This is a genomic window from Streptomyces sp. NPDC058459, from assembly GCF_042721685.1.
Taxonomy (GTDB): Bacteria; Actinomycetota; Actinomycetes; order Streptomycetales; family Streptomycetaceae; genus Streptomyces.
The window spans coordinates 1-11,035 of sequence record NZ_JBHXLV010000065.1 but is presented as its reverse complement, the minus strand read 5'-3'; the positions used below and the strand labels follow the sequence as shown (position 1 = coordinate 11,035).

The following is an 11,035-nucleotide window of genomic DNA, read 5'->3' as shown; positions in this document are numbered from 1 at the left end:
CCCGATAGTTACAGGGGTAGAACCGGCAAAGTCTTCTAGTGAAGGCGCACCTCCCATCCACATAGAACAAAAGTTTGATTCCTTGTCCTGGTATCACTGGATTGAGGTGACCAACACTCCGCCGCCGGCCCGATGTTGGTCGGCTCGTCCTATGGCGTCGCCTCCGGGTAGTGGGATCTGCTGCCTACCGACTACAAAGCGGCATCGTGACCAGTGAGATCACGACGCCGCTTTGTCTGCTGTCCGGCCAGAGCTTCAACCCTCCGACTGCTCGTCCCATCGGGGCGATCCATCCAACATGCGCTCGATCAGCCCGAGGTGCGCTGTCTTCTCCATCGCTCCGCGGGGTGCTGTGGCCATCCCCGGCACACGCACCGTCAGGGGTGGATGGTGCGGTGGCGGAGGTTCGGCGGGTTTGCCCAGTTCCAGTTCAGCCCAGACGACTTTGCCGCCTGACTGCGGCCGGTACACGTCCCACTGCTTCACCATCGCCCCGATGAGCATCAGGCCGCGTCCGCCCTCGGTGTTGCTGTCCGGGTTCTTCGCTACGGGGGCGACGGGGCTGCCGTCCCAGATTTCCACAAACAGACTGGTTCCGGTGGCGCGGAGCTGCACCCCGATCACGTGGTGTGTCTCTATCTCCCACGACTTCGGCTCGGGGCTGGTTGGTCCGGTCATCTTCACGGCGTTGGTGACAAGCTCGCTCACCACCAGTTCGGCAACCTCGATGTAGTCGCCGAGCTTCCAACGATCGAGGATGTCCCGCACGAACATCCGCGAGCACGGTACGGCCGAGGACACAGCGGCCAGGCGGATGCTGGTGGTGAAAAGCTGGTTCGGTTGACGGGGTACGTTCACGGGGCGGTGCTCCTCGACCTGGACGGACACGACAGCTCCTCGGCTGTGTCGGGATGGACGAACCAGACGCAGCCCCCTATGACGTCCTCGATGACGCTCTGCATCACGAAGGACAGGGCGGGCAACGTGTGCAGGTGCTCGGAAGTCGGCACGACCACGTTTCGCACCTCGTGCTGGTTGCAGTGGTCGACTAACGCATCCCAGGCAGCCAGGTGGAGCCATCGGCGTTCGACAAAGACCCCGGCCAACGTGAACCCCGCCGCAACGGCGAAGTGGGCCAGTTCATCGTGTAGGTAGCTGACGGCTTGGTCATCCAGGTCAGGAAGTGCCCGAACGTAGCCGTAGATCGGAGGCTTCATCGCTCTGCGCTCCGCAGGAACGGGGGGTGCAGGACTGGCGACGGACGCTGAGCCAACGTCGCCAGCCCTGCTGTTTCGTGGATTGCTGGATCACTCGGTGGTGGATCAGCTGGAAGTGCGCGCCTCACCAATCACGGGCGCGTCACTGACGAGGTGCTGCGAAGAAGGTCGTCAGCCGATCCCGGATGACGCCCGCCACCTTCTCGGGTGGCCGCTGGTTGCAGTCCACCCGCAGCACATCGAAACCGGCCTGGATCAGGCGTTCAGTCGCCTGCCGGTAGAAGTGCACCTCTGCGTGAGAGCTGCCCGGCGCGAGCTGGAAGCGGTTATGTGGTCCGCGCTCCGTCAGCCGCTCCGAGATCACCTCGGGGTCGGCTTCGAGGATCACCGCGAGGTCGGGCCGGTCAGCCTCGGCGTTGAGCTGCCAGAGGAACGACGGATCAACGCCGTCGAACCGCTGCATCACCAGACCGGAGGGGATGTACCGATCACTGATGACCGTCCGGCCGTCTTCGAGGTGCGGTCGTACTTCCGTCTCGACATGGTGGTACCGGTCGGCGGCGTACAAGCACGCGAGGGCGTGACCGGTGACCGTCTCCGTCAACTGACGGCAGAGATCCCCTATCGGCCCCTTCGACGGTTCGGCCGTGACGTGCACGTGTTCGCCCTCGGCGACGAGCATCTGCGCCAGGTGGTGAACGATCGTGGATTTCCCGGCACCGCTGGGGCCGTCGACCGTGACGAACATGCCTCGCTCATGGCTAGAAAAGGGTCGCAGCTTCATCCCTGCCACCCCCTGACGGTTGGTCGCGGATTTCATCCAGCGACCGCGGAACGCTGTTCGTCGTGGCGAGCATCTGGAACAGCCGTGCCGTGACCACCGCGTCGTACGTGGCGCGGTGGGGCCTGAGCCCCGAGGACAGCCCCTCGGCCAGCTTGAACGCCTCGACCAACGACCCCAGTTTGTGACTCATCTGGTTCGGGACGAAGCGGCGCGACAGCTTGAGCGTGTCGAAGACCTCGGGGCACTCCCACCCCGTGAGCTTGCGCCGGAGAACATCAACGTCAACGTGCGCGTTGTGGGCGACCAGCGCCGGATGCGACAAGGCCAGCAGCACGTCAACCTTGATGTCCTCGAACACCGGCGCATCGGCAACGGCCTCGTTGGTGATGCCGTGAATCCTTCGGGCCATGGGCGTGATCGGTCGATCTGGCCGAACCAACCAGCTCACCGGTTCCCCGATGACCCCGCCGACGATCGGCACGGCGGCCAACTCCACCAGGTCGGGCGGCTGCTGTCCGTTGCCCTCCACGTCCACGACGACGTAGTCCAGGTTCGTCCAGTCAGTCATCTTGCTCCGGTTCCTTCCATCCGATTTCTGCCCGACCATGGCGGCGGTCACGGTGCGGGTGGCGCACGTCGTGTACCTGGAAGCCAAGCGCATGTTGCAGGTAGTAGCGCGGCTGTTCCTCGGCGAGTCCGGCGACGATGGCCGCGCGCTCCGTAACGTCGACGACCACGAGGCCGCTGGCGTCCGGCAAGCCGGAGGCGACTTCCTGTATCTGCTGTGCCGTTGGTACTCGATGGGCGCTCTTGCAGAGGTCGAGCTGTGCGAGCGGGCAGATGTCGCACAGTTCACGGATGCCGTAGTGGCCGTTGTAGTCGGCCTCCCCATGGGCGAACGACACGGCGCACGAGGTCTTGCGGAACAACGAGTCGCAGCCGGCGAAGGTTGAGAGGACGCGCCTTTCCAGCGTCTCCGGCACGATCTTGCGGCGGGCGGTCTCGTCGTACGGCTCCGGGAGGTTGTTCGCCTTGTAGTAGTCGGCGATCTGGCCCCGGTAGAACAGGCCGGTGAAGACCGTGGCGTCGGCGTGATGACTCAGCTCGTACGCCCGGTCAAGGTGTGCGGGGGAGTCGTTGAGACCTGGCACCAGCGGTCGCCAGTACAGAACCGTCCGATAGCTGCGGCCCGGCGGTTCACTCATGAGCTTGAGCGACTCGGCGGCCACGCTGGACGGGTACGGTTCGATGTCTTTGTTGTCGATCCCCGAGTACGTGAACAACAACGTCACCTTGACGTGCCGGAGTTGGTTGAGCCGGTCGACGTCGTCGGTCTTCATTGCGTGCCTGGTGATGACCAACACGTGGTTACGCAGCTCACGCTTGTCGAGGTCTTCCAGTACGGCGAAGGTATGCGGCCGGACGTTGGGCAGGAACGGGTCAGTGGCCCGGTTGAACACCTGAACCGGCGTCACGTGCGGCTGGAAGTACCGGTGATTGACCAGTTCTTCGACGGCCTGGGCGTCGGTCATGAGGGCGCGCGGCTGCCGTTGGTCCCACAGCCCGTAGGTGTGACGGATGCAGTAGGCGCAGTCCAGCGGGCACCCCTGGATGTGGTTCAGACTGAGGCCGCTCTTGCGGTACTCGACGACTTCTCGGGCACGCTCCGGCAGTCGGTTGATCTGTTCCCGGCTCAATAGCGGAACAGTGATGGTCACCTGGCTCTCCCCAAGTCCCAGAAGGATGGACGCGATTCGCCGTCCTTCGGGGAGCGTAGGGGTGCGGAAGGTGCACGTATAGAAAGTTTCTTGGTATTTCTCGAAACTCCACTAACGGGTGAAGGGCGCAGAAATCAGGAGCCATCTTCGGGGGCATCCGGCGCGAGATCGTCAATGACGCCCGTGATGATCGCCCGCGCTGCCCTGCCATAGCTGGCGACGGCGGCAAGTTGCTCGAAGACCTGGCCGTACAGCTCGACTTCCCCAGGCTGGGCAAGGTTCAGCTCTGCCGAGTAGGTCTCGACCATGACGCGGTCGTGGTCGAGTATCCAGAAGCCATGCCACGGGGCCACCACGTAGTGCGTCTCGAACCCGATGATGCCGAGCTTCACGTTCGGCAGCGCGGAGAGAGAAACGAGCCGATCCAACTGGCCAAGGGTGATTTCTGGTGAGGCGAGGCGGAAGCGTAGCGCTGCTTCGGTGAGAACGAAGTGGAATCGCTTGTCCGCCCGGTACAAAATCTCTTGACGCTGCGCCCGTGCCCGGACGGCTTCGTTGATGTCGTTGGGCGCCTGGAACATGGCGATCCCTTGAGCGAAGCGGGCCCGCGCATACTCGGGCGTTTGCAGTAACCCAGGAATGACCGTCGCTTCAAAGGCGCGGAAAAACTTGGTTCGCGCGTCCAGGTCGGCAATCTCGTTTTGGTGAGCGCTCAGACCTGTTTTGAACTGCCGCTGCCATTCGGCGTGCTGGACTTCAAGGGTATGGAGGGATGCAAGCAGGGCTTCGGCTTCATCCGCAGTGTCCGTGACCCGCGTCCACCCGTGGATGTCGTCGTCGGTCGGTGTCTGCCGACCGTTCTCCAGCTTCGACACTTTGGATGGCGGCCATGCCAGCGACTCCGCGAGCTGCTTGCCGGTCAGGCCGGCTTGTTGCCGCAGTTCACGGAGTCGCTTGCCCAGCGCGCTACGCGCCTCTTGGACGTTAGTCGCGCTGCTGCTGTTGTTCGGTGGCAAAGTCATCCCGTCGTCTGGCGTGGTGCCAGGCAACATCACGCCAGTAGTTGTGCTCTACGATCACGGCCGGATCTTCGACCAGCTCGCCGCCTTGGAAGCGGTCCGCATCATCGAAGTGCATCCGCACCAGCTTACTGCTGTCGAACAACCAGTAATCGTGGTTGGGCAGTTCCTCGGCCTTGGCTTCGTCGCGGGTGAGATACCGAATATCCTCGCCCGCGCCGTTGGTGAATTGAGCGCACCAGACACCAAAGCGGCTGTAGTCGGTCAGGGGCAGGCTGACAACTCGAACTCGTGAGAAGCGCAGGCCCTTATCTGTCGCCTCACGAATCATCGTGAGCCAGTCCTGCATCCATGGCAGATCGTCGGGCTCGCTGCGAAGGAACTTACCCAACGATTCATTCTCGTACGATGAGTCGTAGCGGTCCCGCACTTCCAAACGAAACGCTGTGTGCTTGAAGGTGCGAAACAGTTCGCCGAACTCGTCGCCGACGATGCGGCTCAGTGCCCTTCCTCCTCCTGGTACCGGCGGGCGTAGAACTTCAGGACATCCTCGGGGATCTCGATGATCGCTTCACCCTCGGGGACCGGGCCGACGTCGGCGAGCGCCTGGGGGTCGGTCACGACCCACCCTTGGGCGATGTAGGTCTTACGGTCGGTGCGGTCGGTCGCGAAGAGCGTCGGTGACTGGCCAACCTGCGACTCCGGGTCCTTGCCGAGAAACTGAGCGCGCATGGCTCTCCTTGCTCGAATGGACGAGAAACTTTCTCGGTGTCATCGTGCCCACCGTCCCGAGGGGCGGTCAAGGGGGCGTCGGCACCCTGCCAAGATCGCTGAGCGGTACCCGGGATGCGACCAGAAGCGCTCTTCATAGGGAGAGTGGGGGGCGACGAAGAAGAGCTGCGACGTACGCCCCCAGTCTCGCGTGAGATCCGGGGGCGCTGGGCGTGCATGATCGGCCTGCTAGAACAGCCGGTCTTCCTTGTTGTCGATGCCGCGAAGCTCGTCGTAATCAAGAACGACGCACCTCATGCCGCGATCCTCGGCGAGCGTCCGGGCCTGTGGCGCGATGCTCTGAGCTGCGAGGATGCCGCCAACAGGGGCAATCGTGGTGTCGCGGTTCAGGAACTCCAGGTACCGCGTGAGCTGTTCCACGGCGTCGATCGTGGCCCGCCTCTTGATCTCCACAGCCCAGTGCCTAGGCTTGGATGAAGCGGTACCTTCCTTCGACTCCGACCCGTCGATCTCACCGCGCCGCTTGATCTCGACGGCGACCGTGCCGCCGTTCGCGTCCCGGCACAGGATGTCGACCGGGCCGATCGCCGTCATGTACTCGCGGCGGATGAGGGTGTAGCCCTCGCCGAGCGTCTCGATGCGGTCGGCGAGCAGTTCCTGGAGGTGCGCTTCCACGCCGTCCTTGATCAGACCGGGGTCCACCCCCAGCTCGTGGGACGAGTCGTGGAGGACTTCCTCCATCGTGATGATCAGTTTCTCGCCCCCTTTGTTGATGACGGTCCACACACCCGCCTCGTCACCGACACCCTCCTTGAGGGTGCAGGGCGGCGACATCCAGTTGAGGGGCTTGTAGGCCCGGTCGTCCGCATGGATGGAGACGCTGCCGTCCGCCTTGACCAGGATCAGGCGGGGGGCCGAGGGCAGGTGGGCGGTGAGCCGGCCGGCGTAGTCGACCGAGCACCGGGCAATGACGAGACGCATGGTCGGCAACGCTACTCGACGCGCGCCGGTGCACGCGATCCGCCCGGACCCCACCATGTGCCCGCCACCACCCGCGTCCAGTGGGCCACCCCAATTGTCCCTGGAAACTCTTGTTCATCCCTGGCCGATTGTGACCGCAGGACGACCGTTCCATATACGCATTCTGCTGGTGTGGTCACCGACGGTTGCCTACCGTAGGAGAAGGGAGGCCGCGGTGGGGGTGCGGAGCGTGTCCGGTGTCGCGTACTTCCCTATCTGTCCGGCAACCCCTGTCCCTTGGGGGTGCGAGAGGAGAACCCATGTCGCTCGACGTCTCACCGGCCCTACTCGAACAGGCCGAGCGAGGCGAGGTCGACGAAGCAGAATTCGTCGACTGCGTCCGGACCTCCCTGCCCTTCGCATGGGAGATGATCAGCTCTCTGGTGGCCCAGCTGAAGGTGGACGGCGGACCCTTCGCCGACAACCAGACGCCCCCGCCGGACGAGCAGGCGCGCGGCCAGCTGCTGCGCGCCCTCGCCAGCGACGCCATACGCGGTGCCCTCCAGCGCCACTTCGGCGTACGCCTGGCCTTCCAGAACTGCCACCGGGTGGCGGTCTTCCCGCTGGACTCCTCGGTGGACGAACGGCTGGCCCGCTTCACCTCGGTGCGCGCCCAGCTGCTCAACCAGTCGCCGGAGCTGCGGGACTGCTGACGTACACGCGCGACGCCGGCTCCATGGCCGCCGGCTTGCCGCTTCCGTCCGGGGAGGTGCCCCGCGGGACGGGTGCGGCAAGCACGCCCGGCGGCCGGGGAGCCGGTGCGGTCAGCGCAGCCGGGGCAGCACCTCGGCGCCCAGGCGCCGCAGGTTCTCCTCCGTCGCGTCCAGATCGCCCGAGCCCTCGACCAGCAGGGCGAAGCGGGAGATCCCGGTGCGCTCGGCGGTGGCCGCGAGACGGTCGGCGGCCAGCTGCGGCGTGCCCACCGGATGCATCCCGCAGAGCAGTTCGGTGTAGGCGTACGGGTCGCGCATCGCGCGCGCCCGGCCGTCCACCGTCACATGGGCCTCCAGGCCCTGTCTGAGCCAGCCCGGCATCGCCTTCAGCAGCGTCTCCACGGCGGCGGTGCGGCTGTCCGCGAGCTGGCAGACCCCGGCCGAGACATGGCCCGCGGCGGCGATCTCCTCGGGCGGCCGGCCCGACGCGCGCGCGTGGCGCCGCCACAGGGCGACCATCTCGGCCTTCTCCTCGTCCCCGGCGTGCATGCCGAGCAGCATGGGCAGTCCCCGCTCCGCCGCCAGCCGCACACTCCCCGGGGAGGTGCACGCCACCACCACCTCGGGCCCCGGAGTCTCGGTCAGCGCGTCCGCCGGGCGCGGCACCACCGGCACCTCGCGGAAGGCGTACCGCTTGCCCGAGGCACTGACCGAGGGCTCGCGCAGCCAGCGCAGCAGCAGGTCCAGCGACTCCGGGAAGCCGTGCTCGTACGCCCCGAGGCCGGCGCCGAACACCTCCAGGTCCACCCAGGGCCCCCCGCGGCCCACGCCGAGGACGAACCGGCCGCCGCTCGTCACATGCAGCAGCGCGGCCTGCTCGCCGAGGGTCACCGGGTGGGTGGAGGGCAGTACGCTGACCGCGGTGCCGACCCGGACGCGGCGGGTGCGGCCCAGCAGCAGGGCGGCCAGGGTGACGGCCGACGGGCAGGTGCCGTACGGCACGAAGTGGTGCTCGGCCAGCCACACCGTGTCCAGGCCGGCCTCGTCGGCGACCTCCGCCGAGCGCACCGCCCGGTGCAGGGCCTCTCCGGCGCCCTGGCCCGGATACTGGGCCGCCAGCACAAAACTTCCTACGCGCATCGCAATTCCCGCTTCCTTGGCTCCGATCGGGAGCTCCCCCGACGGGCATAACCACATGACACGTGCCCAGGACACGGCATGGTGGAGGGATTTGCGGATTGTCTTCAGAATGGTTGCTTCTCTGCTGGAATCGGATCGGTCCGGGAGGGGACTTGTGCGGGTCGGTGACCTACGCGTACCGCCGTCGGCCGCCGCGTAGGCTGGACGCCGTCCGTGCTCCCTGTACAGCCCCGAGAGGTGTCCCGTGTCCCCGCGTCGCAACCGACCGAAGACGGCAGACTCGTCCGGCCGAGGTGCCGAGGACGACCGGTCGGGCCGGTACGGCGGCTGGCAGTCCACCGAGAGCTGGCAGGGCGAGGAGTGGAACGTCCGCCATGTCGCCGGGGCGAGCGCCGACGGCAAGACCTACCGCTGCCCCGGCTGCGACCAGGTGATCCCCTCCGGCGTCCCGCACGTGGTGGCCTGGCCGGACCACATGGGCGTCGACGACCGGCGGCACTGGCACAAGGCGTGCTGGAACGCACGGGACCGCCGCGCCACACGGGTACGGCGGTCCGGCAACTGGCCCGGGTTCTGAAAGGCGCGCGGGCTACACGTCCCGGCTCCGCAGCAGCGCGTACGCCCCCGCGGACGCCGCCGCCGTCACGCCCAGGATGATCCACAGCGGCTCCCAGCCCGAGGGCCCTGAGTGGCTGAGGGTGTTGTCGTAGAACACGCCCATCTGGCTCGGGATCGAGTACTCCAGCAGCGCCTGCTGCACCTTCTCCAGCGAGCCCGCGTTCATGAACAGCGCGATCACCAGCGGGGCCAGCACGGCACCGATCATGATGGTGATGGCGCCTGCCGAGTGCCGGATCATCGAGCCGACCAGCAGCGACAGCAGGCCGAGCAGCGCGATGTAGAGGCTGATGCCGAGGGTGGCCTTCAGCCATTCCGTGCCGGACGGGGTCCTGCTGCCCTGGCCCTCCAGCATCGAGGTCTGGATCAGCGCCACGACGGACACCGTGGCCAGCGTCACCACGAAGGCGACGACGAAGAACACGATCGACTTGGCCGCCAGCACCCGGCCCCGGCTCGGGCACGCGGTCATCGTGGTACGGATCATGCCCGTGCCGTACTCGGACGCCGTGGTCAGCACGCCCAGCGTGATCACGCACATCATGCCGAGCAGCAGCCCGAAGAAGCCGAGGGTCAGCGGGTTCTGGCCGTCCAGCTCACCGGCGCCCCGCACCGCCACCGCGGCCAGCAGGCCGATGCCGACCACGAGCACGACGAACACCCCGAGCGTCCACACCGTGGAGCGCACCGACTTCATCTTCGTCCACTCCGAGGCCAGCGCGTGCCCCAGATGCGTGGGCGTCACCGGGATCGGTGAGCTGTAGCCGGAGTGGGAACCGCCGGACGCGACGGCCGACGCCTCGGGCGTCGCGGGCTGCTGGGTGCTCATCGGAAGTCCTCGGGCTTGGTCGGTTCGGCGGGCGCGGCGTACGGGTTCGGGGCCTGGGCGCCGGGAGCGGCCGGCGCCGGCGGGGCGTACGGGCTGCCCGGCTGGGGCGGCGGCGGGGCGTACCAGCCCGGCTGGCCCTGGCCCGGCACCGGCATCGGGGGCTGCACCCCGGGCGGCAGCGGCTGCTGGAGCCCGGAGCGCTGGTCGACGGTGGAGCGGTAGTCGACGACGCCCTGCGTCATCCGCATGTACGCCTCCTCCAGCGACGCCTGGTGCGGCGACAGCTCCCACAGCCGTACGTCCGCCTCGTGCGCGAGGTCGCTGATCCGGGGCAGCGCGAGACCGGTCACCCGGAGCGCGCCGTTCAGCTCCGGCAGCACATGGCCGCCCGCCTCGGTCAGCGCCGAGGTCAGCTTCTCCCGAGCCTGCGGCTCGGTGTCCGGGGTGCGTACCCGGGCGAAATCGGCGGAGTTCGCGGAGATGAAGTCGGTCACACCCATGTCGGCGAGCAGTTGACCGCGTCCGATCACGATGAGGTGGTCGGCGGTCAGCGCCATCTCGCTCATCAGGTGCGAGGAGACGAAGACCGTACGCCCCTCCGCCGCGAGCGCCTTCATCAGATTGCGGACCCAGAGGATGCCCTCGGGGTCGAGGCCGTTGACCGGCTCGTCGAACAGCAGCACCTGGGGGTCGCCGAGGAGGGCGGCGGCGATGCCGAGGCGCTGGCCCATGCCGAGGGAGAAGCCCTTGGAGCGCTTGCGGGCCACCTCCTGGAGGCCGACCACCCCGAGCACCTCGTCCACCCGGCGGGCCGGGATGCCGGAGAGCTGCGCGAGGCTCAGCAGGTGGTTGCGGGCCGACCGGCCGCCGTGCACCGCCTTGGCGTCGAGCAGCGCGCCGACGTGACGCGGAGCGTTGGGCAGCTTGCGGTACGGGTGGCCGCCGATGGTCACCGAGCCGGCGGTGGGGTTGTCCAGCCCGAGGATCATCCGCATGGTCGTCGACTTGCCGGAGCCGTTGGGCCCGAGGAACCCGGTCACCGAGCCGGGACGTACCTGGAAGGAGAGGTCGTGCACGGCGGTCTTGTCGCCGTACCGCTTGGTCAGGCCAACAGCCTCGATCATGCTCCGCACCCATCGGACGATTCAGGACAGCGGGGCGCGTGCCCCCGTAAGGGTTAGGAGGATAACCGGGCCGGAGCGGTTCCGCTCAAGAGAAAGTAAAGCCAAAGGCTCACGAAGCGTGTCCGAACACCGTCGAACGCGGGCGAAGCCCCCAGCAGCCGGTCGCCCCGCGCACCATCAC

At 67.0% G+C, this 11,035-nt stretch carries 14 protein-coding genes; 2 read left to right on the top strand and 12 right to left on the bottom strand.

Annotated features, from left to right (window positions below; genetic code table 11):
- Nucleotides 1-255: 255 nt before the first annotated feature.
- From ACFWN1_RS14960 to nucS, 9 genes are all read right to left on the bottom strand, one after another.
- The gene (locus tag ACFWN1_RS14960; protein ID WP_384361548.1) at nucleotides 256-888 is read right to left on the bottom strand and encodes an ATP-binding protein; all 633 of its coding nucleotides are present in this window, start codon (nucleotides 886-888) and stop codon (nucleotides 256-258) included.
- Nucleotides 855-1,217 (bottom strand): hypothetical protein, encoded by a 363-nt coding sequence (locus ACFWN1_RS14955; RefSeq protein ID WP_384361546.1) that lies wholly within the window; start codon nucleotides 1,215-1,217, stop codon nucleotides 855-857. Before ACFWN1_RS14955 ends, ACFWN1_RS14960 begins: the two co-directional genes overlap by 34 nt.
- A gap of 142 nt (nucleotides 1,218-1,359) precedes the next feature.
- Complete coding sequence (tmk, locus tag ACFWN1_RS14950) at nucleotides 1,360-2,037, bottom strand: dTMP kinase (RefSeq protein WP_384361543.1); 678 nt, start codon at nucleotides 2,035-2,037, stop codon at nucleotides 1,360-1,362.
- The gene (locus tag ACFWN1_RS14945; protein WP_384361540.1) at nucleotides 1,979-2,569 is read right to left on the bottom strand and encodes an exonuclease domain-containing protein; all 591 of its coding nucleotides are present in this window, start codon (nucleotides 2,567-2,569) and stop codon (nucleotides 1,979-1,981) included. Before ACFWN1_RS14945 ends, tmk begins: the two co-directional genes overlap by 59 nt.
- Nucleotides 2,562-3,719 carry a radical SAM protein gene (locus ACFWN1_RS14940; RefSeq protein WP_384361537.1) on the bottom strand — a complete coding sequence of 386 codons (1,158 nt, stop codon included), beginning with the start codon at nucleotides 3,717-3,719 and terminating at the stop codon, nucleotides 2,562-2,564. Before ACFWN1_RS14940 ends, ACFWN1_RS14945 begins: the two co-directional genes overlap by 8 nt.
- A gap of 134 nt (nucleotides 3,720-3,853) precedes the next feature.
- A complete protein-coding gene (locus ACFWN1_RS14935; protein WP_384361534.1) occupies nucleotides 3,854-4,741 on the bottom strand; it encodes a helix-turn-helix domain-containing protein in 888 nt (295 codons plus the stop codon).
- Nucleotides 4,704-5,207, bottom strand: coding sequence for a DUF6879 family protein (locus tag ACFWN1_RS14930; protein WP_384361598.1), 504 nt, complete (start codon nucleotides 5,205-5,207; stop codon nucleotides 4,704-4,706). Before ACFWN1_RS14930 ends, ACFWN1_RS14935 begins: the two co-directional genes overlap by 38 nt.
- Nucleotides 5,208-5,236: 29 nt before the next feature.
- The gene (locus ACFWN1_RS14925; RefSeq protein WP_384361532.1) at nucleotides 5,237-5,470 is read right to left on the bottom strand and encodes a hypothetical protein; all 234 of its coding nucleotides are present in this window, start codon (nucleotides 5,468-5,470) and stop codon (nucleotides 5,237-5,239) included.
- A 228-nt stretch (nucleotides 5,471-5,698) separates the two neighbouring features.
- On the bottom strand, nucleotides 5,699-6,451 hold the full coding sequence (gene nucS, locus ACFWN1_RS14920) for an endonuclease NucS (RefSeq protein ID WP_384361529.1): 753 nt from the start codon (nucleotides 6,449-6,451) through the stop codon (nucleotides 5,699-5,701).
- A 299-nt stretch (nucleotides 6,452-6,750) separates the two neighbouring features.
- On the opposite strand from nucS, the gene ACFWN1_RS14915 reads away from it, so the two are divergent.
- Nucleotides 6,751-7,143, top strand: coding sequence for an SCO5389 family protein (locus tag ACFWN1_RS14915; RefSeq protein WP_164193293.1), 393 nt, complete (start codon nucleotides 6,751-6,753; stop codon nucleotides 7,141-7,143).
- A gap of 111 nt (nucleotides 7,144-7,254) precedes the next feature.
- Here ACFWN1_RS14915 and ACFWN1_RS14910 read toward each other — a convergent pair whose 3' ends face one another.
- On the bottom strand, nucleotides 7,255-8,283 hold the full coding sequence (locus tag ACFWN1_RS14910; RefSeq protein WP_384361526.1) for an LLM class flavin-dependent oxidoreductase: 1,029 nt from the start codon (nucleotides 8,281-8,283) through the stop codon (nucleotides 7,255-7,257).
- Nucleotides 8,284-8,527: 244 nt separating this feature from the next.
- Between ACFWN1_RS14910 and ACFWN1_RS14905 the strand changes: the two genes are divergently transcribed.
- Nucleotides 8,528-8,860, top strand: a complete 333-nt coding sequence (locus ACFWN1_RS14905; RefSeq protein WP_384361524.1) for an ATP/GTP-binding protein — start codon at nucleotides 8,528-8,530, stop codon at nucleotides 8,858-8,860.
- Between the two features lie 12 nt (nucleotides 8,861-8,872).
- On the opposite strand, the gene ACFWN1_RS14900 is transcribed toward ACFWN1_RS14905, so the two are convergent.
- Together ACFWN1_RS14900 and ACFWN1_RS14895 are read right to left on the bottom strand one after the other, a co-directional pair.
- A complete protein-coding gene (locus tag ACFWN1_RS14900; RefSeq protein ID WP_384361521.1) occupies nucleotides 8,873-9,730 on the bottom strand; it encodes an ABC transporter permease in 858 nt (285 codons plus the stop codon).
- A complete protein-coding gene (locus ACFWN1_RS14895) occupies nucleotides 9,727-10,854 on the bottom strand; it encodes an ABC transporter ATP-binding protein (RefSeq protein ID WP_384361519.1) in 1,128 nt (375 codons plus the stop codon). Before ACFWN1_RS14895 ends, ACFWN1_RS14900 begins: the two co-directional genes overlap by 4 nt.
- Nucleotides 10,855-11,035 lie beyond the last annotated feature (181 nt).

Coding starts and splice junctions, on each gene's coding strand:
- tmk (WP_384361543.1), bottom strand. CDS start 2,037: ATGAAATCCGCGACCAACCGTCAGGGGGTGGCAGGGATGAAGCTGCGA.
- ACFWN1_RS14910 (WP_384361526.1), bottom strand. CDS start 8,283: ATGCGCGTAGGAAGTTTTGTGCTGGCGGCCCAGTATCCGGGCCAGGGC.
- ACFWN1_RS14895 (WP_384361519.1), bottom strand. CDS start 10,854: ATGATCGAGGCTGTTGGCCTGACCAAGCGGTACGGCGACAAGACCGCC.
- nucS (WP_384361529.1), bottom strand. CDS start 6,451: ATGCGTCTCGTCATTGCCCGGTGCTCGGTCGACTACGCCGGCCGGCTC.
- ACFWN1_RS14945 (WP_384361540.1), bottom strand. CDS start 2,569: ATGACTGACTGGACGAACCTGGACTACGTCGTCGTGGACGTGGAGGGC.
- ACFWN1_RS14925 (WP_384361532.1), bottom strand. CDS start 5,470: ATGCGCGCTCAGTTTCTCGGCAAGGACCCGGAGTCGCAGGTTGGCCAG.
- ACFWN1_RS14915 (WP_164193293.1), top strand. CDS start 6,751: ATGTCGCTCGACGTCTCACCGGCCCTACTCGAACAGGCCGAGCGAGGC.
- ACFWN1_RS14935 (WP_384361534.1), bottom strand. CDS start 4,741: ATGACTTTGCCACCGAACAACAGCAGCAGCGCGACTAACGTCCAAGAG.
- ACFWN1_RS14900 (WP_384361521.1), bottom strand. CDS start 9,730: ATGAGCACCCAGCAGCCCGCGACGCCCGAGGCGTCGGCCGTCGCGTCC.
- ACFWN1_RS14955 (WP_384361546.1), bottom strand. CDS start 1,217: ATGAAGCCTCCGATCTACGGCTACGTTCGGGCACTTCCTGACCTGGAT.